Annotated in this window: 23 protein-coding genes and 1 tRNA gene; 6 read left to right on the top strand and 18 right to left on the bottom strand. The window is 65.3% G+C overall.

Translation table 11 applies throughout. The features are described 5' to 3' along the window. Window positions 1-3: 3 nt before the first annotated feature. From ACFY0K_RS19675 to ACFY0K_RS19625, 11 genes are all read right to left on the bottom strand, one after another. Window positions 4-150: a hypothetical protein gene (locus ACFY0K_RS19675; protein WP_390640894.1), complete on the bottom strand. Its 147-nt coding sequence runs from the start codon at window positions 148-150 to the stop codon at window positions 4-6. Between the two features lie 81 nt (window positions 151-231). Then, window positions 232-474 carry a hypothetical protein gene (locus ACFY0K_RS19670; protein ID WP_390640893.1) on the bottom strand — a complete coding sequence of 81 codons (243 nt, stop codon included), beginning with the start codon at window positions 472-474 and terminating at the stop codon, window positions 232-234. Window positions 475-479: 5 nt separating this feature from the next. After that, window positions 480-662, bottom strand: coding sequence for a hypothetical protein (locus tag ACFY0K_RS19665; protein WP_390640892.1), 183 nt, complete (start codon window positions 660-662; stop codon window positions 480-482). Between the two features lie 93 nt (window positions 663-755). After that, window positions 756-1,301 carry a GGDEF domain-containing protein gene (locus tag ACFY0K_RS19660; protein WP_390640891.1) on the bottom strand — a complete coding sequence of 182 codons (546 nt, stop codon included), beginning with the start codon at window positions 1,299-1,301 and terminating at the stop codon, window positions 756-758. 3 nt (window positions 1,302-1,304) lie between these two features. Beyond that, window positions 1,305-1,628, bottom strand: a complete 324-nt coding sequence (locus ACFY0K_RS19655; RefSeq protein ID WP_390640890.1) for a SpdD protein — start codon at window positions 1,626-1,628, stop codon at window positions 1,305-1,307. A 20-nt stretch (window positions 1,629-1,648) separates the two neighbouring features. Beyond that, window positions 1,649-1,831 (bottom strand): mobile element transfer protein, encoded by a 183-nt coding sequence (locus ACFY0K_RS19650; protein WP_351957803.1) that lies wholly within the window; start codon window positions 1,829-1,831, stop codon window positions 1,649-1,651. Between the two features lie 19 nt (window positions 1,832-1,850). Then, window positions 1,851-2,495, bottom strand: coding sequence for a DUF2637 domain-containing protein (locus tag ACFY0K_RS19645; RefSeq protein WP_390640889.1), 645 nt, complete (start codon window positions 2,493-2,495; stop codon window positions 1,851-1,853). A 39-nt stretch (window positions 2,496-2,534) separates the two neighbouring features. Further along, window positions 2,535-2,708, bottom strand: coding sequence for a hypothetical protein (locus ACFY0K_RS19640; protein ID WP_390640888.1), 174 nt, complete (start codon window positions 2,706-2,708; stop codon window positions 2,535-2,537). Window position 2,709: 1 nt separating this feature from the next. Then, on the bottom strand, window positions 2,710-2,931 hold the full coding sequence (locus tag ACFY0K_RS19635) for a hypothetical protein (RefSeq protein ID WP_390640887.1): 222 nt from the start codon (window positions 2,929-2,931) through the stop codon (window positions 2,710-2,712). A gap of 81 nt (window positions 2,932-3,012) precedes the next feature. Continuing rightward, window positions 3,013-4,359 (bottom strand): FtsK/SpoIIIE domain-containing protein, encoded by a 1,347-nt coding sequence (locus tag ACFY0K_RS19630; protein WP_390640886.1) that lies wholly within the window; start codon window positions 4,357-4,359, stop codon window positions 3,013-3,015. A gap of 2 nt (window positions 4,360-4,361) precedes the next feature. Then, window positions 4,362-4,691, bottom strand: coding sequence for a hypothetical protein (locus ACFY0K_RS19625; RefSeq protein ID WP_390640885.1), 330 nt, complete (start codon window positions 4,689-4,691; stop codon window positions 4,362-4,364). A gap of 189 nt (window positions 4,692-4,880) precedes the next feature. On the opposite strand from ACFY0K_RS19625, the gene ACFY0K_RS19620 reads away from it, so the two are divergent. Further along, window positions 4,881-5,639, top strand: a complete 759-nt coding sequence (locus tag ACFY0K_RS19620) for a GntR family transcriptional regulator (protein WP_382720253.1) — start codon at window positions 4,881-4,883, stop codon at window positions 5,637-5,639. Here the strand turns inward: ACFY0K_RS19620 and ACFY0K_RS19615 are convergent, their stop codons facing one another. Further along, window positions 5,640-6,257 carry a nuclease-related domain-containing protein gene (locus ACFY0K_RS19615; RefSeq protein WP_390640884.1) on the bottom strand — a complete coding sequence of 206 codons (618 nt, stop codon included), beginning with the start codon at window positions 6,255-6,257 and terminating at the stop codon, window positions 5,640-5,642. It lies immediately after the preceding gene. A gap of 679 nt (window positions 6,258-6,936) precedes the next feature. On the opposite strand from ACFY0K_RS19615, the gene ACFY0K_RS19610 reads away from it, so the two are divergent. The 5 genes from ACFY0K_RS19610 to ACFY0K_RS19590 all read left to right on the top strand — a co-directional run bounded on the left by ACFY0K_RS19610 (window position 6,937) and on the right by ACFY0K_RS19590 (window position 14,630). Then, a complete protein-coding gene (locus ACFY0K_RS19610; RefSeq protein ID WP_390640883.1) occupies window positions 6,937-9,372 on the top strand; it encodes a type I restriction-modification system subunit M in 2,436 nt (811 codons plus the stop codon). Between the two features lie 62 nt (window positions 9,373-9,434). Continuing rightward, complete coding sequence (locus ACFY0K_RS19605; RefSeq protein ID WP_390640882.1) at window positions 9,435-10,595, top strand: restriction endonuclease subunit S; 1,161 nt, start codon at window positions 9,435-9,437, stop codon at window positions 10,593-10,595. Beyond that, complete coding sequence (locus tag ACFY0K_RS19600) at window positions 10,592-13,678, top strand: type I restriction endonuclease subunit R (RefSeq protein ID WP_390640881.1); 3,087 nt, start codon at window positions 10,592-10,594, stop codon at window positions 13,676-13,678. The genes ACFY0K_RS19605 and ACFY0K_RS19600 overlap by 4 nt, the downstream gene beginning before the upstream one ends. Next, window positions 13,665-14,387, top strand: coding sequence for a M48 family metallopeptidase (locus tag ACFY0K_RS19595; RefSeq protein ID WP_390640880.1), 723 nt, complete (start codon window positions 13,665-13,667; stop codon window positions 14,385-14,387). Before ACFY0K_RS19600 ends, ACFY0K_RS19595 begins: the two co-directional genes overlap by 14 nt. 54 nt (window positions 14,388-14,441) lie before the next feature. Further along, window positions 14,442-14,630: transfer RNA gene (locus ACFY0K_RS19590), tRNA-Arg, on the top strand. 247 nt (window positions 14,631-14,877) lie between these two features. Here ACFY0K_RS19590 and ACFY0K_RS19585 read toward each other — a convergent pair. The 6 genes from ACFY0K_RS19585 to ACFY0K_RS19560 form a co-directional block, all read right to left on the bottom strand. Continuing rightward, on the bottom strand, window positions 14,878-15,465 hold the full coding sequence (locus tag ACFY0K_RS19585) for a hypothetical protein (protein WP_390640879.1): 588 nt from the start codon (window positions 15,463-15,465) through the stop codon (window positions 14,878-14,880). Between the two features lie 164 nt (window positions 15,466-15,629). Continuing rightward, on the bottom strand, window positions 15,630-17,018 hold the full coding sequence (locus ACFY0K_RS19580) for a tyrosine-type recombinase/integrase (RefSeq protein WP_390640878.1): 1,389 nt from the start codon (window positions 17,016-17,018) through the stop codon (window positions 15,630-15,632). After that, complete coding sequence (locus ACFY0K_RS19575) at window positions 17,015-17,227, bottom strand: helix-turn-helix transcriptional regulator (RefSeq protein ID WP_388926989.1); 213 nt, start codon at window positions 17,225-17,227, stop codon at window positions 17,015-17,017. The genes ACFY0K_RS19580 and ACFY0K_RS19575 overlap by 4 nt, the downstream gene beginning before the upstream one ends. Next, window positions 17,217-18,590 (bottom strand): replication initiator, encoded by a 1,374-nt coding sequence (locus ACFY0K_RS19570; RefSeq protein ID WP_390640877.1) that lies wholly within the window; start codon window positions 18,588-18,590, stop codon window positions 17,217-17,219. The genes ACFY0K_RS19575 and ACFY0K_RS19570 overlap by 11 nt, the downstream gene beginning before the upstream one ends. Then, window positions 18,587-18,847 (bottom strand): hypothetical protein, encoded by a 261-nt coding sequence (locus ACFY0K_RS19565; RefSeq protein WP_390640876.1) that lies wholly within the window; start codon window positions 18,845-18,847, stop codon window positions 18,587-18,589. The genes ACFY0K_RS19570 and ACFY0K_RS19565 overlap by 4 nt, the downstream gene beginning before the upstream one ends. 104 nt (window positions 18,848-18,951) lie before the next feature. Beyond that, complete coding sequence (locus ACFY0K_RS19560; RefSeq protein WP_390640875.1) at window positions 18,952-19,242, bottom strand: hypothetical protein; 291 nt, start codon at window positions 19,240-19,242, stop codon at window positions 18,952-18,954. Window positions 19,243-19,256: the final 14 nt, after the last annotated feature.

The raw sequence follows: 19,256 nt of genomic DNA, 5'->3' as shown, positions 1-19,256 counted from the left end.
CGGTCACCGGCCCTTCCGGTGAGCGGGGCCGTGGTTGTCGGTCCAGTCCTGGACCAGGGCGCGGACGCGGGAGGCGCCGCGGGCGGTGTCGGAGTCGCCGCAGGTTCCGCAGGTGTAGGAGCCGGTGGGGTGGATGCGGTGGTGGTCCACCAGCGGGCGGGGTCGTCGTGCTTGCGGTAGATCGGTTCGGCGGAGACGTGCAGGCCGGGGCGGTCCGGGGTCGGGGTGAGGTCAGCCACGGCCGGTCACCTCCGGCACGTCGACGGTCACGGCGTTCAGGGCGCCAGCAGCTTCGATCGCGGCAGCGGCCAGGCTGCGCAGCGCCTCCGAGGTGCCGGGGGCGGCGAGAAGCGCGATCTCGACGAGGTCACCGCCGATGCGGAGGCTGACGAAGGGGTAGGCACGGTCCGCGAAGGGCGTGACTCGGAAACGGGTGTCCGGTTCGATGTGAGCCGAGATGGTGACGTTCTCCATGGCCGTCACCTCCCGGTCCGGGTGAGCACGGGCGCGGGGATGGTGGTGCCGGTGCCGTGGCAGGCCTGGCAGTTGACACGGAGGGTGGTGCGGGTGCCGTCCGGGTTGCGGGTTCCGGTGGTGATGGCGACGACGGGGAAGCCGTCGCAGTCGCGGCAGACGCGCGGGTTCGGGGTGTTCCGGGGCATGATGGGGCTTCCCTTTCGGGTCCGTTGGATCAGGAATGGGTGAGGCGCCCGGAGCGGCGGATACTTGGCGGTAGAGGCCGCTCCGGGGGCCGGTCAGTTGTGGACGTTGCGCCTTCCGTGGCCCTTGGCCGCGTACATGGCGGCGTCGGCTGCGGAGAGCGCGTCGGTCAGGGCGGGGATCGTCAGGTCGGTGCGGTGGCAGAACCCGACCGAGGCGGAGACCGGCAGAAGGTGTCCGTCGTGAGCGACAGGGCGTGCGAGCGCGGTGTGCAGCGCGGTCGGTCCGGTCGTGTGGGCGAGGTCGGTGACGATGGCGGCGAACTCGTCGCCTCCGAGGCGGGCGGCGATGCCGTGGCGTCCGCACCAGTCACGAAGCCGGCGGGCGGTCGCGGTGAGGACGGTGTCCCCGGCGGCGTGTCCGTGTGTGTCGTTGATGTTCTTGAAGTCGTCCAGGTCGATCAGCAGGACCAGGGCGGACGGGTGCCGGGTGAGCAGGTGTTCGGCGCGGGTGGTCCATCCGGCGCGGGTGTGCAGACCGGTCAGCGGGTCCCGTCGGGCGGTGGCCAGTCGGCGCAGGAGGAGTCCGCCGTGAACGGCCCATCCGAGTGCCGGTAAGGCTGCGGCAACCACGGTCTCCATGGCTCACCGCCCCTTGCGCAGGTCGTTGACGAGTAGCCGCAGGATGATCGCGACCAAGGCCACCGAGACGGCGGTGATGGCGACGGCGAGGAGCATGGAGACCAAAACCGCTCCGACGACCAGGACCACGGCGCCACCGCCGGCCGCGAGGGCAAGAGCGGAGCCCGGGGTGAGCTGAACCGTCGGCCGGGCCGAGGCCGGGGCCGCCTGCGCGACCGGTGCCGGGGCGGGCGCGGCCGGGACCACGGGCGCCGGGGCGGTGGCCTGGGGCGCGGTGGGCGCCGGGGCCGGTGCGGTGTCCGGGGCCGGGTACTTGGGGGTGAACATCGGTGGATCTCCCTTCGGGGTCAGTGGCAGGTGTGGGTGCGGGCGGCGAGTTCGGCGGCTGCTCGGTCGAAGTACTCGTTGGAGACGCCGCACTTGGGGGCGGTGCAGGCGGCGATGTGTTTGGTCTGGCCACGGCCGTTGTTGAAGGTGGCGACCTTGACCGGCCCGATGCGGATGACGTCGTAGAAGCGGTTCGGGCGCACGGTGGAACCTCCTTTGCTGTCAGACGAGTTGGGCGACGATGGCGAGTGCGAGGTCTTCCGGCAGGCCGAGGCGGGCGCGCAGGGTGGCCGCGTCGATGTCGGCTCCGGTGCGCGCGCGGTGGTCGGTGGCGACCTTGCGGGCGTGGTCGATCAGCGCCGGGGGCACGCTGGAAGCGGCCTTCGGTAGCGCCGGGGCAGGCTCCGCCTCGGGAATCTCCGGGACGGCTTCGGGTGTCTCGGGGCGGTCGACCGCGACCACCGGGCGCGGCTCGGGAGCGGGCACCGGTGCCGGGTCGGGGGTGTGGTCGGTGTGCTGGTGGGCGAGGAGGGTGCCGCCGAGGAAGGCCAGGGCGGGCCAGCCGGCGACGCCGAGGCGGAGCAGGGCGGGAGGGTGGTTCATGTCGAGGAAGCCGGCCGTGGCGATGTTCGCGCCGAGGGAGGCGACCAGGGCGACCACGAACCAGCACCAGGCCAGCCGGGACCTGTGCGCCCGCAGCCGACGCCACGCGGCGACCAGCAGCAGGTCGACAGAGACCGGGTAGGCCCAGGCCTTCCATCCGGTCTGCCCGGCAGCCTGGGCAAGGTCGTGCAGGTGGGCGAAGGACAACGCCCCCGCAATCACAGCCTGAACCAGTACCGCGTCCGGACGGATCGAGAGCTTCATGTCTTCACCTCCTTCAACGTGTTGGATCAGGTCAGGGGACTATGCGGGGGCTTCGCCGGAGCCGAAGCAGTTCAGGCACATCCCCGTCTGGTCGCCGACCACGCGGTGTTTGCGGCCGACCCGGACCGGGCGGGAGACCTCCCCCGAGCCGTTGCAGACCGGGCACGGTGCGGGCTTGGGCTCCGGGGGCGGGGTGGTCTTCGGCGCGGCCACGTCAGCCGTCCAGGCGGGGGTAGCCGTGACCGGGCGGCGGGTAGGCGCCGGCGTCGGTCAGGGAGAACTCAGCGGCGAGCGCTCCGGCCATCACGGCCGTGAAGGCGTCCCGCTCGGGGTGGCCGTTCACGTGGTCGACGAAGGCCCTGTACAGGAAGCCCAGCCGGTTGACGTCGTCGGCGATGACGGCCCGGCGGTGCTCGCGTTCCTGGTCGGGGTTCATGGGTGTTCCCTTCCGGTTTTCGGCATGGCGCGGGTAGGGACCTGGCGCGAAGCGGTCGCGCCGACCGGAGTTATGCGGGGATTACTCGCCGACCGGTGCGGCTTCCACCAGCGGCGGCTCACTGGGCATCGGCGGGATCACGATCTGGCCGACGGGGCGGAACGGGGCCAGGAACGGCAGGTTCGGGGTCAGGTGCGCGAACTGGCGGCAGACCGCGGTGGCTTCGGCCGGGGTGACCTCGGGGGTGCGGATGCGGGACCAGTAGCCGGAAGCATCGCCAGCCACCGCGACACCAGGACGATCCGCCCGGATGCCGGTCACCGAGACCACGGCATCGGGGGCGACGTCACCCAGGCCCATCTCCGCCGTCTGCTTGTCGTTGACGCGGTGGACGACACGGCCGGTGAGCTGGGCGCGCAGGGCGGTCGCGCCCCGGCCGAGGTCGGAGCCGAAGCGCTGCCCGCAGACCTCCAGGTAGATGCCGATCGCACGGGCCATCTGCCCGAGCCGCACCAGTTGCATGACGGTGTGGTCGCGGTCGGCCTCCTCCTTCTTGGAGGTCACCAGGAACAATTCCGCCACCTCATCGATGAGCACTACCAGCGGCACCGGCCGGATGTCGTCGGGGAGTTCCCACAGGTCGGAGACGCCGTACAGAGCGAGCAGGTCGAAGCGGTCTTCCATCTCCTGCACCAGCGCATCCACCAAGCGGCCGGCGGTCTGCCGGTCGGTGGCCAGGGCCGAGAGGCGCGGGGCGTAGCGGGACTGCTCCACACCGCGCTTGCAGTCGATCCCGACCAGCCCGACCGGGAGCTGGGCCAGGCCCTTGATGAGGTTGCGCTGGAACATGGACTTGCCGGACTGGTTCGCGCCCAGGGTCAGGGCCATGGGCTGCTGCCGGTAGTTCCGCTCGAAGACCGTGCCGTCCTCCCGCAACGCGACCGGGACGACCAGGTCACGAGGCTTCGCCGCGCGGGGCATCCGGACCCGGCGCAGGACGTCGTAGCCCGTCATCCGCAACTCGACATACCCGGGCTTAGTCTCCGCCACGGTCACCGAGTGCACGCCCCAGGCGTGACGCAGCCGTTCGGTCGCGGCGGAGATGTCCGCGGGCTCCAGGCCAGCGGGCAGCCGGAGCGTGACCAGGAGACCGGTCGACGTCCCGCGGACCCGGCGGACCTTCGGCGGCGCCGGCCGCACCTCGGCACGGGCCAGGTTGCGGCGGACGAAGGCGCGGAAGCCGGACGGCTTCACCGTCAGCCCGCACACCTCCATCGTGTCCCGGTAGGTCCAGGTGAACCGGCCCCAGGTGACCGGCATGCCGACCAGCGACCAGTACACGCGCGGCGCGCGGAACTTCGCGTAGCCGATCCCGCCGGCCCCGGCAGCTAAGCCACCGAGTTCGAACCAGGGCGTGACGTCGGTCATGGTCAGACCCCGGCCGTGATCGCGACCGCGCGGAACGAGATCCCGTGCCGCTTCTCGCCGTTGAACGTGTTCTCCCAGTCGCGAGCCTTCAGCCCGACGACCCGCACCGGCATCCCCGGCGCCAGACCCTCCGCGAGACCGGTCTCCGGGACGGTCACCTGGTAGAGGTTGCCCTCACCCTCGTCCGAGACCAGCAGACCCACGGTCGACAGGCTCGCGTTGGTCTCCCGGTCCACGGCCCGCTCACCGGTCTTCTTGTTGACCATCTTGGGTTCCGGCGCGGTCGCCACGAACACCACAGCGGTCGAAAGGTCGATCTTGAATGACGGCATGTGCCTATCCCTCGTTCTCGGAGGTCACCTTGCGCAACCTCTCTAGACATCTCCATGAGAGCACGTCTCTAGAGATGTCGTCAAGGGAGATGTCTAGAGAGGTTGCGTGCGAAGGATTGCGGTTACACGCACTGAGCGGGTGATCTGCCCATGCCCTAGGCTGTCTAGAGAAGAGAGGAGGGCTTCCGAATGGCCACCACCGACGACGACCGTCGGCCGAAGTACCAGCGGATCGCAGACTCCCTGCGCGAGGCGATCCAGTCGGGCGAATACGGTCCCGGTGATCGGCTTCCGGGAGAGAACGAGCTCATGGCTGCGCACGGCGTGGCCCGCATGACGGCGCGCCAAGCGTTGACCGTGCTCAAGGACGAAGGCGTCGCCGAGTCCCGCAAGGGCGCCGGCGTGTTCGTCCGCTCCTTCCGGCCGTTGAGGCGCCGAGGCATTCAGCGGCTTGCGCAAGAGCAGTGGGGCAGCGGCCGGTCCGTCTGGTCTGCCGACATCGAGGATCGCACGCTTGTTGTAGATCAAGTGGCGGTGTCGGAGGAGTCCGCAGCGGAGCGGATCGGGCAGGTACTGGACCTGGGGGATGAGGAGACCGTTTGCGTTCGCCGCCGACGGTTCGTCTTGGACGGGAAGCCCGTTCTTCTCGCGACGAGCTATCTCCCCATGTCGGTGGTCGCCGGGTCAGCGATCACTCAGGAGGACACGGGCCCCGGCGGAACGTACGCCCGCCTTGCCGAACTCGGATACAAGCCGGTGCACTTCCGCGAAGAGATCCGCTCACGCATGCCTACGAAGGATGAGGCGGCGCAGTTGAGGGTCTCCTCGGGCACACCGGTCATCCTCATTTGCCGGACTGCGTTCGCGGACGAAGGGCGCCCGGTCGAGATCAATGAGATGACCTTGGACGCGGCCTCTTACATCCTGGAGTACGACTTCGACGCGTGATCAGCCGGACCAGGTTCGCGGGTCCCGCGCCACCTCATAGATGCGGGTCACCTGGTCGGGTAGGAGCCTCGGTGAGAGGCCGGACAGGGTGCGCCCGAGGTGTCCCACATCCAGGACGAGTACCGGGGAGTTCGCGTTCTTGACTGTCAGCTTCGCCGCGTGCACCACGGAGATCACGGGACGTACCGGAACGTCGACGCCGCAACGACGAGACAGGACCCGAGACACGCGGCCGGCTTCGGACTGACTAATCGCGATGTGGCGGGTCACGGCTCCGTTGACCGTGATGGCGGTGTCGCCGTACCAGACGGTTTTGCCTCGGTGCCGCTTCGAGTTGATGGCGAAAACGCCGGCGGGGCCGATGGTGAGGTGGTCGATGTCTGCGCCGCTCGGCCACTGGATTGCATGGAGAGTGAACCAACCGTGGCGTTTGAGCTTGGTCAGCTTCCTAGCGGTGGCAAGTTCTCCGGCGAGTCCGTCCGACCAGCTACGGATCTCCGAGCCAGGAATCCAGCGATTGATCAACCTAAGCACAGGGTTCGGCTGTAGGTCCTGGATCTTCTTGCGCACCGCGTCGCCCGGCCGATTGCGCGCTAAGTCACCCAGCAGTTGCTGCACCCCGGCTCCTCCTACCTGGCTCCTCGCTGCCAGATCACCACGGAGGCCTGACGAGTATCTAGACCGGTACCGGCCATGAGCTGTTACAGGTTTCTCTACCTCATCAAGGCGGCTCGCTCCGCTCACCGCGCGCGGCCCGGCCCCCGGCCGGCCCTGCGCTCCTGTCTCCGCCCCGCTCCAGCCCGGCCGGTGTCCGTGCCGCGCTCACAGCCATCAGCCACCTGATGCCAGAGAAGGGGTACATCGCGGCTGGGGCGGTCGGCTCCGCGGCTTTACGGAGCCACTTTGGCGCGAGCCTCGAAGATCATGGCCCCAACGTCGTGCTTTACCGGGCAGGTCCACAGACTGCCCGACGCGCCGGAAGCTTACGGGGCCATGATCACTCGCGCCAAAGCAGCGCCACCCCAAAGCCGCTCCGCCGCCCTCACGGTGTCCTCACTGCCGCGATCGACAGCCTGACGGCGACCAGGCCCCTGAGCGTCACGCACTATCGGCATCCGTGGCCGGACCCCGGCGCTATCGTTGAGGCGCCCGACTTGGGCATTGCGAACGGTGACCACACTGTCACCCCATGGCACTTTTAGGATGGACGCCGCAGGATGGACAGGTCAGACGTACACCTCGCCGCGGGACTGCGATCAGGCTCTGCTCTAGACGCAGGCAAGGGGGTGGCGCGGTAGTGGCTCTCAAAAAGTCGGACCTGTACAGCTCGCTGTGGCGGAGTTGCGACGAGCTCCGCGGCGGCATGGATGCCAGCCAGTACAAGGACTACATCCTGACGCTGCTGTTCGTGAAGTACGTGACAGACAAGGCCAAGTCAGATCCGAACTCCTTGATCGACGTCCCCGCCGGCGGGTCCTTCGATGACATGGTTGCCCTCAAGGGCGACAAGGAGATCGGCGACAAGATCAATAAGATCATCGGCAAGCTCGCCGAGGCCAACGGACTTGAGAAGGTCATCGACCTGGCCGACTTCAACGACGAGGAGAAGCTCGGCAAGGGCAAGGAGATGCAAGATCGCCTCTCCAAGCTGGTGACGATCTTCGCTGATCTCGACTTCCGTGGGAGCCGCGCTGAGGGCGACGACCTGCTCGGCGACGCCTACGAGTACCTGATGCGCCACTTCGCAACGGAGTCGGGCAAGTCGAAGGGGCAGTTCTACACCCCGGCCGAGGTCTCGCGGGTACTTGCCAAGGTCGTGGGTATTGGAGCGGGCACCCGTCAGGACCACACGGTCTACGACCCCACCTGCGGGTCTGGCTCGTTGCTCCTCAAGGTGGCTGACGAGGCCCCACGTGGCCTCACTATCTACGGTCAGGAGAAGGACAACGCCACATGGGCGCTGGCCCAGATGAACATGATCCTCCACGGCCACGAGGATCGTGACATCCGCAAGGGTGACACGATTACCAGCCCACAGTTCACTCAGGGCGCACGGCTCCAGACCTTCGACTTCGCCGTCGCCAACCCGCCGTTCTCGATCAAGTCGTGGAGTAACGGCCTGGAGAACGACTACGGTCGCTTCGAGTACGGTCGGCCCCCGGAGAAGAATGGCGACTACGCCTTCCTGCTGCACATCCTGAAGTCACTCAAGAGTAACGGCAAGGCAGCAGTCATCTTGCCGCATGGTGTACTGTTCCGCGGCCATGCCGAGGCGAGTATTCGTAAGGAGCTTCTGCGCCGCGGCTACATCAAGGGCATCATCGGCCTGCCCGCGAACCTCTTCTACGGCACTGGTATCCCGGCTTGCATCATCGTTCTCGACAAGGAGAACGCTCAGGCGCGTACCGGCGTCTTCATGATTGACGCCTCCAAGGGTTTCGTGAAGGACGGCAACAAGAACCGCCTCCGGAGCCAGGACATCCACAAGATCGTCGACGTCTTCAACAAGCAGACCGAGATCGAGCGCTATTCGCGTATGGTGCCGCTCCACGAGATCGCTGCCCCGAAGAACGACTACAACCTCAACATCCCGCGGTACATCGACTCCTCCGAGCCGGAAGACATCCAGGACCTTCACGCCCACCTTCACGGCGGGATTCCGGACCACGACCTGGACGCACTTAACGGGTATTGGGAGGCATTCCCGAGCCTTCGTGCCACGCTCTTCAAGCCGAACCGCCCTGGCTACAGCGACCTCGCGATCGGCGTGGCTGAGGTACAACAGGCCATCCTGGACTCCGACGAGTTCCAGAAGTTCGTTATGGACGTCAGCGGCCAGGTTGACGACTGGTTCGCCGCGCACCGGCCGGTCCTACAGGCTCTCAACCCAGACACTGTCCCCAAGGACCTGATCGCTGGTATCAGCGAAGATCTGCTGGCTCGGTTCAAGAACACCCCGCTGCTCGACGAGTACGACGTGTACGAGCAGCTCATGACCTACTGGCATGGCGTCGTTCATGATGATGTCTTCCTCGTCATGAACGACGGGTGGTGTGAGGCAGCGAAGCCCCGAAAGACCATCGAGGACAAAGAACGCAAGCTCTCCGAGACCCCGGACCTCGTCATTGGCTCCGGGCGCAGCGCCACCAAGTACAAGATGGACCTCATCCCGCCGGCGCTTGTCGTCGCTCGGTACTTCGTGGACGAGCAGTCCAAGGTCGACGCACTGCACGCGGCAGCCGAAGAGACAAGCCGTGCTGTCGAGGAGTACATCGAGGAGCACGCCGTAGAGGACGGCCTGCTTGCTGAGGCGATGGATGACGGCAAGATCTCCAAGCCGCTTGCTTCGACGCGACTCAAGGTGGCTCGGCACGAGGGGGCTGACGCCGACGAGATCAAGGCGCTGCAGCACCTGATCAAGCTGTACAACGAAGAGTCCGTCGCCAAGAAGGCCGCCAAGGAGGCCCAGGCCGCGCTCGATCTCGCGACCCTGAAGAAGTACGGCGACCTCACCGAACCTGAGATCAAGCAGTTGGTGCTCGACGACAAGTGGCACGCAACGGTCACCAGACGCGTGGAGTCTGAGACTGAGTCACTCACACTTGCTCTGGTCGCGCGTATCCAAGAACTCGGTCGGCGGTATGCCGAGACACTCGGTGCGCTTGAGGCCCGGTTGGAGACGATCGGTACAAGACTTGCAGATCACCTTTCCGCCATGGGAGTCAGCCGGTGAACCGCCGCGCTACGCACGCAGAGTCCACAACACTGGGAGAGATTGTCAGTCGTACGGGAGGCGTGATCCAGACGGGGCCGTTCGGAAGCCAACTCCACGCGAGTGACTACACATTGGTCGGAACTCCGCTGGTAATGCCCATTAACCTAGGCGACAATAAGATCATCGAAAAAGGCATCGCGAGAGTCGGCGACTGGGACGCCCGTCGGCTGCGACGGCACGCTCTACGCGAAGGCGACATCATTTTCAGTCGCCGGGGCGATGTTGGCCGCAGGTCCATCGTCCGTGCGGGACAAGTAGGTTGGCTGTGCGGCACCGGCTGCCTCGCCGCTCGTTTCGGGAGTAATCGCACTACGGTTAATCCGGAGTATGTGGCGCATTATCTAGGGTCGCGACCAGCGCAAGTATGGTTGCAGGATAATGCCGTTGGCGGCACGATGCCAAATTTGAACACCGCCATCCTTTCCGCCCTGCCCGTCAGGCTTCCTTCGCGGGCCGACCAAGACGCGATCGTCGCCGCTCTCGAAGACGCCCAAGCAGCCATCGAGCACATCAAGTATCTAACTATAAAGAAGCTGGCCATCAAGTGGGGCATGGTTCAGCAGCTCCTTGTCGGAAAGGTGCGTCTCCCCGGCTTCACTTCTGGCACTTGGGAAACCCGCCCCCTTCGAGGGGGTGTATCACTAATTTCTGGCACGCATGTCATGGCCAGAGATTGCAATACCCAAGGAGTCGGAACGCCCTATCTCACCGGTCCAGCAGATTTCCCCAATGGGCAAATCAAACAGACGAAGTTCACCACCCGCCCCATCTCGCTATGCAGACCCAGGGATATCCTGATTACTGTCAAGGGGTCCGGGTCCGGATCGATGGTCGAGGCCGACGCGGAGTACTGCATCAGTCGGCAACTCATGGCTATCCGCTCCTTGGAGTGGGATTCACGCTTCCTCTTTTACTCTCTGCTGTATAACGCTTCACAAATTAAAGCAGCATCTGCTGGCCTAATCCCAGGGCTCTCGCGATCCGATATCCTTGATCAACAGCTACCGACCCCACCCAGTACCGCCGAGCAAAGTGCCATCGCTGAAGTCCTGTCAGATATTGATCATCAAATCGAAGGGCTGAAATGCTTGAGAGTTAAGAGGGAGGCGATCAAGCACGGCATGATGCAGCAGCTCCTCACCGGTAGTACCCGCCTTCCTGTCCAGGAGGACGCGGCATGAGCAACGTCGGTCAGCCGGAGCGCAAGACTCAAGATCGCGTCATTGAGCTGTTCCGAGACTCTTTGGGCTACGAGTACCTCGGCAACTGGGAGTACCGTGCGGCAAACTCCAATGTCGATGTCGAGTTGCTCGCTCAGAATCTCCGTGCTCGGAGCTATAGCGACATCCTCATCAACAGGGCGATTGCCAAGCTGAAGAGCGACGCCTCGATGGGTGGCGGCCGCGATCTGTACGAGGCGAACCGCGACGTCTACGGTCTGCTCCGATACGGGGTGAAAGTCAAGCCTGGTGTCGGCGAGCAGACGGAGACGGTGTGGCTCGTCGACTGGGCGCATCCCGAGGCTAATCACTTCGCCCTGGCGGAGGAAGTGACGGTGCTGGGGCAGCACACCAAGCGCCCGGACATCGTGCTGTACGTCAACGGCATCGCCTTCGGCACAATCGAGCTCAAGCGCTCGAAGATCGCCGTGTCTGAAGGCATGCGGCAGAGCATCGGGAACCAGCGTCCCGAGTTCATCCGGCCGTTCTTCACCACAGTGCAGCTCGTCATGGCCGGTAACGACGTCGAAGGGCTGCGCTACAGCGCTATCGATACGCCGGAGAAGTACTGGCTGACGTGGCGGGAGTCGTCTGACATCGCTGACCCGCTCGACCGGTCCTTGGCTCAGCTCTGCTCGAAGGAGCGTCTGCTTGAGCTGGTTCACGACTTCATGGTCTTCGACGCAGGGCAAAAGAAGACGTGTCGGCACAACCAGTACTTCGGCGTCAAGGCGGCTCAGGAGCGGATTGCCAAACGCGAGGGCGGCATCATCTGGCACACCCAGGGTTCCGGCAAGTCGCTGACGATGGTGTGGCTGGCCAAGTGGATCCGCGAGAACCAGCCGGAAGCCCGCGTGCTCCTCATCACTGACCGAACCGAACTGGATGATCAGATTGAGCAGGTCTTCCAGGGAGTCAATGAGTCCATCTATCGCACCAAGACCGGTGGTGACCTCCTCGCCACATTGAATGTGAGCGTGGAGTGGCTGGTCTGCTCGCTGGTCCATAAGTTCCGCGGCTCGGAAGACGAGGCCGCCCGCGATGAGGCTGAGAGCGAGTTCATTCGTGAGCTGAAAGCGACCGTGCCCAAGGGCTTCCACGCCAAGGGCAACATCTTTGTCTTTGTCGACGAGGCCCACCGTACGCAGTCGGGCAAGATGCACGACGCCATGAAGGCACTCATGCCGGGCGCTATGTTCATCGGCTTCACCGGTACGCCGCTCCTCAAGGAAGACAAGGACACGACTGTCGAGCGGTTCGGCAGCTTCATTCACACCTACAAGTTCAACGAAGGTGTTGCAGACGGTGTCGTGCTCGACTTGAGGTACGAGGCTCGCAACATCGACCAGGACCTGACCTCGCCGGCGAAGGTCGACCAGTGGTTTGAGGCCAAGACCCGCGGCATGACCGACCTCTCCCGTGCCGAGCTCAAGAAGCGCTGGGGCACCATCCAGAAAGTCGTCAGCTCGGAGCCGCGCGCCCGGCAGATAGTCAACGACATCCTGCTCGACATGGAGATTAAGCCGCGCCTGTCGGACGGACGCGGCAACGCCATCCTTGTCAGTTCGAGCATCTACCAGGCGTGTAAGTTCTACGAGCTGTTCACTCAGGCCGGGTTCAAGGGCAAGTGCGCCATCATCACGTCGTACACGCCGCAGGCCGGCGATATCTCCAAAGAGGATTCCGGCCACGGCGCCACCGAGCGGCTGCGCCAGTACGAGATCTATCGGCAGATGCTCGCGGACCACTTCAACGAGCCTGCCGACAAGGCGATGGGCAAGGTGGAGAAGTTCGAGAAGGATGTCAAGGAACGTTTCGTCAAAGACCCGGGCCAGATGCGGCTACTCATCGTCGTCGACAAGCTCCTGACCGGCTTCGACGCTCCGAGCGCCACGTACCTGTACATCGACAAGAAGATGCAGGACCACGGTCTGTTCCAGGCGATCTGCCGGGTGAACCGCCTCGATGGCGAGGACAAGGACTACGGCTACATCGTCGACTACCGCGACCTGTTCAACTCGCTCGAATCTGCCATCACGGACTACACCGTCGGCGCGCTCGAAGGCTACGAGGCAAAGGACGTCGAGGGGCTGCTGTCCGCTCGGATCGACAAGGCCCGTGACGATCTCGACGAGGCCCTGGAGAAGATCCGGGCGCTCTGCGAGCCGGTCGAACCACCAAAGAACACCCTCCAGTACCAGCAGTACTTCTGCGCCCGCGAGCAGGGCAACACCGAGCAGCTCAAGGCCAACGAACCCAAGCGGGTTGAGCTCTACAAGTCGGTGGCGGCCGTGACCCGCGCGTACGGCAACATCGCCAACGAGATGCAGATCGCCGGCTACAGCGACGCAGAGGCCGTAGCGATCAAGGAAGAGATCACCCACTACGCCAACGTTCGCGACGAGGTGAAACTCGGTGCTGGCGAGAATGTCGACTTCAAGCAGTACGAGGCAGGCATGCGGCACCTGCTCGACACGTACATCAGCGCCAGTCCCTCCGAGGTGGTTTCCGACTTCCAGGAGGCCGGGCTGATCCAGCTGATCGTCGAGATGGGGGCTGGCGCGCTCGACAAGCTTCCGGCGGGTATCAAGAAGGACCCCGAAGCGATGGCGGAGACAATCACCAACAACATGCGCAAGGTGATCATCGATGAGCGCCCGATGAACCCGAAGTACTACGACAAGATGTCGGAGCTACTCGACGCCATACTCGAAGCGCGGCGTCAAGGTGCACTGGACTACAAGGAGTACCTTGAGAAGCTACTCGAGCACGCATCTAACCTTGGTAAGGGCGAATCGGACACCGAGTACCCGGAGTGGGCCAACAATGGCGCTCGCCGTGCCCTGATCGACTTCTTCGACCAAGCACCGGAATTGGCCGCTGTAGTCGATACCACCATTCTCCATACCAAGCCCGACTCATGGGTGGGCAATGCGATGAAGGAGAAGAAAGTCAGGCGCGCGCTCGCTCAGGCACTGCCTGCCAACTTCAACCGGCTCGATGAACTGCTTGAACTGCTAAAGGCACGTAATGAATACCGCTAGTGCCCATCTCACCGTCCGTGGCATCGGCATCGACGTTATCTACAAGAACATCAAGAACCTGCATATCGGCGTCTATCCACCGCTCGGACGCGTCCGTGTAGCGGCGCCTCACCAACTCGACGACGAGCAGGTGCGGCTCGCCGTGGTCCAACGCCTGACGTGGATTAAGGAGCAGCGCGAGCAACTTCAATCAGCCGCACGTCAGTCGACCCGAGAGATGGTTACCGGTGAATCTCACTACGTGTGGGGTGTACGACGCCGGATGAAGGTCGTTGAACGCCCCGGGCGCGCTCACTTCGAGCTCGACGGTGAGCGGCTGCTGCTGTATGTCCCGGCCAGCACCACAGCCGAACGGCGCCGCGAGCTACTCGATCGTTGGTATCGGGAGCAGCTTCGACACATGATCCCGGATCTGATTGCTAAGTGGGAACCAATCCTCGAGGTGTCGGTGCCGCAGTGGAACATCAAGCGCATGAAGACTAAGTGGGGTTCATGTAACCGCGAAACTGGGCACATCTGGCTCAACGTCGAGCTCGCCAAGAAGCATCCGGCCTGCCTGGAGTACATCGTCGTGCATGAGATGGCGCATTACCTGGAACGCCATCACGACAACCGTTTCACTAAGCTCATGGATAGCTTTATGCCGAACTGGCGTAGCCTCCGTGACGAGCTGAACAATGCACCGCTCGCCGAGGAGAATTGGCAATAGTTCGTTGGAAGGTATGCTCGCCTTAAAGGCGTCTTACATGCTCTCTTCCAACACGCCGCTGTAGAGGCCACGGCTAGTGGTAAAGCAGCGGCGCTGCCAGCTCGCACCCTCTACGCAACCCGTGGACTGTCCGTGGACGGCGCAGTCTCCTTATTGGCCCTTCTAGGCCGCCACCAGTAAGTTCGCTCCGTTTGTCCACGGCCTCCGGAGCCGTGTGCGCAGGTTCGAATCCTGCCGGGGGCACCCTTCATAAGGTGCCCAAAGACCCCGCGATCAGCGCGTTTGCTGAGTGCGGGGTCTTGTTGTTGGTGCAGGCGGATGCCGCCAGAAGCAGCCCCATGACAGTGATCACGTAATGACGACGTAATGATCTTGGCGGGCTTTCCAGCAGGTCAGCGGCTGTTTCGGATGCCTTGAGCGTAGCGCTGCGACACACCTCCGACACGACGAAAGCCCCGGATCGCTCCGGGGCTTTCGCACGCTTCACCGTTCAGAAGCGGTTACGCAAGGTGGCCACCCAGTATCCATGGCGCACCATCTCCGCTTCATCCGCCTCATCAACGACGAACCTCAGCGACGAGCCTTCAGCGATCGAGTCGAAGAGTGCGTCTGACCGTTCAACGACGCGATCAGTGAATCGTTCCGGCAAGGGATCACCATCCCGCAACTGCGCCCGCGGTCGGCCAGGCTTAGGAATGATCGCGGCGTACCGACCGTCGTCAGTCTCGACGAACTCCGTCCATGGGTAGTAAGTGGTCGAGCTGTCACCGCCTTGCTGGTGGAACACGATGGCTCGACGTCGGTCGTCCTTCCCCCAGGCCGCACGGTGAGCCCAGGCGACCCTCACACGGTGCGGCCCCTGCTCACCCACTGCTTCGTACCAGCGAGTCCCATAGAACTCTTCTTTACCGCCATCCGGCCACCGGTATTTCCACTCGTCAGTCTCCTCTTTAGCAGTGACCGACACCGGATCGGCCACCGGAGCCTGCGGCCGCACACCATCGCCACGACTGGCGTGCGCGTCGATGATCTGGTCTACGGCCCTGTGAAGTTCCGCCCGGATCGCCTCGAGGTCCACTCTCAATTCCCTCCCCCATCCGTACCGCAGAGCTACATCTGATGCGACTTCACTTTCCAAGTATCAACTTTACTTGTCAAGTGAAGGACGCTACTTAGCGGTGAGAGGATGCGCAAAAGCCCCGGATCGCTCCGGGGCTTTTGGCTGAGGGGTGCGTGGACCGGTCAGGGTCCCGTGTCGTCCCCCTCCCCCAGCCCCTTCAGGATCCGGTCGTTCATCTCCTGCTCCTGGCCGTCGATGCACTTGGCGTAGATCTTCAGAAGGACGTCCACCGAGTGGCCCGCGCGAGCCGCCACCTCCGGGGCGGGAACGCCCGAGTTGAGCCACTGGGAGACACCCGCGTGCCGGAGGTCGTACGGGCGAGCCGCCATGACGGAGGCGACCTGTTCGGGTGGGAACGCAAGGCACCGGGCTTGCTTCCAGGCGCGCGAGTACGACGAAGCGGCGATCACGTTGCCCCGCTCGCTCGCGAACAGCCGGCCGTCCTCCACCGTGCCGAATTCCTTGATGTGGTCCTGGAGCAGCCGCACGAGAGGGGGCGGTATCGGCACGATGCGCACCTCACCGTCCGCCCGCTGCTTCAGGCCGCGCCGGTCGTGCGCCTCGCCGGAATCAGTCCACGCCTTCCCGGCAGTGGGACGGGTTTCGGCCAGGTCGATTCGGCCCCAGCCCTTTTCCGGGAGCGTGCAGTCCGAGAGGCGGAGCCCGAGCGCCTCACCAGGGCGCATGGCCGCGTAGTACAGGCAGCCGAAGAACGCCCGTAACCGCCGGCCACTCGCCCGGTCGTAGCCACCGACGTACGTGAGCGCGGTCAGCAGCTCCCGAGCCTGCCGGGGGTTGACCACGACCCGACGGTCAACCTCCTGCACGGCTCGCTTCCCCCTCTTACGCCGCACTCGGCTCAGCGGGTTCGAGGGCAGCGCCTCCAGCTCAACCCCGTATTCGAGGGCGTTGAACACCACCGCGCGCCGCCGACGGTACGTCTGCGTCGCCGCAGGCTTGCCGTCGAGCTTCCGCGTGAGCGCATCGATCAGGTCGTGCACGCGGGTGATCTCCTGCAGCTCGGCCACCGGCAGCGACGCTTTCTCGATCCATTTCGCTGCCGCTGCGATCTCCTCGGGCCGTTCGCGCTCCCTCCGAGGCGGGGGCAGGACGTACGAGCGCAGTGCCCGCCGCAGATCGGCCGGGTCAGGACGCCCACGGACCGACTTGACCAGCGCGGGCATGACCGTTGCCAGGGCATCGGTCATGCTGTCTCGCTGCTTCGCCGAGGCCTCGGGCCACCGAGCATTGATGTACTTCACCGCCAGTTCGAGCAGGGACAGAGCAGCCTTACCCCCGCGTAGGGAGTCGGGCAGACCGGTCACCGTGTCGAAGGGCTCGCCCTTGTCCGCCGCTCGAAGCAGCTTCGCCCGGAAGCGATCGGCGAGCGCCTTGGTCTTGTGCGACTCGTGGAACGGTTCGCCGTCCACGGACCAGCGGACGAGGTACGTCGGTTTCTTCGCGGAGCGGTTGATACTGAGCTTCCAGATGACGACCTTGTACGACTTCACGATGCCGCCCCTTCCGCCCGCTCCTCCAACCAGTCGTTGAGTACGTCCCGCCGAACCCGGAGCTCTCCGTTCGGCAGCCGGATGCAGGCAGGGGCGATGCGCAGTTCCCGCCAGCGGTAGAAGGTGCGCCGGGAGATGCCGCCCAGTTCGTCGAGCACCTGCCGAACGGTGAGCAGTTCGCCCGTCTTCGCACGGCTGTCACGCACCACGACGACCACCGCCCTCCCGCACCGAAGCGGCCAGGAGCTCCCCCGCGGGCGAGTAGCCGCGCCCGGCATAACGCCACTGGCCAACCGTGACGGTCGGGACGTCAGCCAGACCGAGGGACGCCCGCTGCTGCTCCGCACGGTGGTCGGCACGGGCCTGACGGAGAGCGGTTAGCGTGGTCGAGTAGCGCCGCGACTTGCTGGAGAAGTGGCCGCCGTAACCGAGCATGTGGGCCCAGCGGCGAAGCCCGAGCGGCTCGAACTCCGGCAGGCCGCCCAGCCACCAGCACGTGCCGATCATGCGCAGCACGTGCGCCCGGACGGGCAGCATGACCATGTCCCGCGCGTCGTAGATCCGGCCGTCCACCGCTCCGGCGGACTCCGCTCCCTTTGTCGCGTACTTCGCGATGTAGCCCGCGACGGTCGCCGCGGAGGTGGGCCGCTCCCCCGTGTCCCGTCGGTACGAGGTGACCGGCCGTACGTCGACCTGCCTGCCGAAGCGCAGCTCCCGCGGGCCGACGACGTCCGCACCCGGGGCCGTAAGTCGCACCCGGCCAGCCACCACCGGAACGGCCTCCACCAGCAGTGCCGTAGTCGCCCAGTCCGGCGGAGATGAGTCGGGCCCGTCCGCTCCGTCGAGTCGAATCACCCCATGGAAATGGACCAGGCCCCGCCGCTGATATTCGGCGACCTTCGCGTACGAGAGTCGGGCGACTTCCCCGAACTCCGTACGCGACAGACCGGCCCGCCGAGCGACCTCCCGCCGCAACTCCAGCCCGAACCGATGCCAGAGCCGACCGGCGAACGCGTGCCAGAGAACGGCGCCCGCGTAGTCGTAGCAGCGCGGGCAGAGCGGTTCGCCGAGTCGGGGGTCATCGACCGCATGACGCGCACGGCATCCGAGGGGCCGCCCATGCGGGCAGCACTCCCCCGGCCGGCGAGGACGACAGGCCCGTACGAGCCCATCGCGTTCCCGCCGAGTGTGAACCGGACCGAAGCCAGGAGCGGTGAGCGTGGCGGACACGCGCGGGTGCCCGCTCACCGCCTCCGTGACGTTCTTGCCGCCGACGAGTCCGGCACGCACAAGTTGGTACGTATCCGCCCGATAAAGCGCCGAGCAGGCGGGACAGACGGTCGCCCGCCGGTTGCCGCATGCGGTGAGCAGGCGACCGCCGTAGACGTCCGACCCGTACGAGTACAGAGCCGCACCCGTGGCCGTGTCGAAGACGGTCGCCGTGCCGACGAGGTGAATCGGGTTGGTACAGCCGCCGAGGCGGACGATGTTCCGGCGCCAGGCGGCGAACTCGGGTTCCGAGGCCCTGGCGACCAGAGCGGCAGCGCTGCCCGGTACGAGGGTCGTGGTCATCGTCGACCACCGCCCCCACCGAACGCGTGCCGCATCGCGGCCGAGATTGCTTCTGGCCGGGTCTTGGCGCTGAACCGGAATGTCGGATCCGTGAGCCAGACCGCGGCAGCGTGCGCCGGGCACAGGTGCTGCTCGATGTCGTCGAGCCCGACGAGGACGACACGTTCGGATCCCTCGCAGGTCGAGACCTCGGAATTGTCTCCCTTCAGGTCGCAGTCGGGCAGCGGAGATTTGCGCGAATGATGCGCAGTGGACAAAGTGTGAGTGCTCCTTTCACTGCTCACGTGGCGGATGGAGTGGGTTCCTGACGGGGTCGGGTTTGGCGACTTCGCGCCCCGTCGGGAGCCCGTTGTACGGGCGATCACTGCCGTTCCTTAGGCGGGATCGCAATGACGCTGTACGCGATCGGACCGAAGTCACGGCGTGCGTCGTAGTAGCCCTCGCCGATGTCCTCGACGGGCACGCCGAGGGACGCGGCGACATGCTCCGCGCCCTCCCTGCGCGCCGCGGTGTCGGCCGCGTCGACGAAGACGCCGAAGGACGCGTTGCGCGGGGCGAGGACGGCGGGGTTGGCGGTCAGGAAGTCCGCCAGCTCTCGAAGACCGGCAATGAACGCGGCCCGGTCACCGGAGCGGATGACGTACTCGGACACAGGAAGTCCCTTTC

The organism is Streptomyces sp. NPDC001507 (assembly GCF_042894765.1).
In the GTDB taxonomy this organism is placed as follows: Bacteria; Actinomycetota; Actinomycetes; order Streptomycetales; family Streptomycetaceae; genus Streptomyces.
This window is presented reverse-complemented; position numbering and strand designations above follow the sequence as displayed.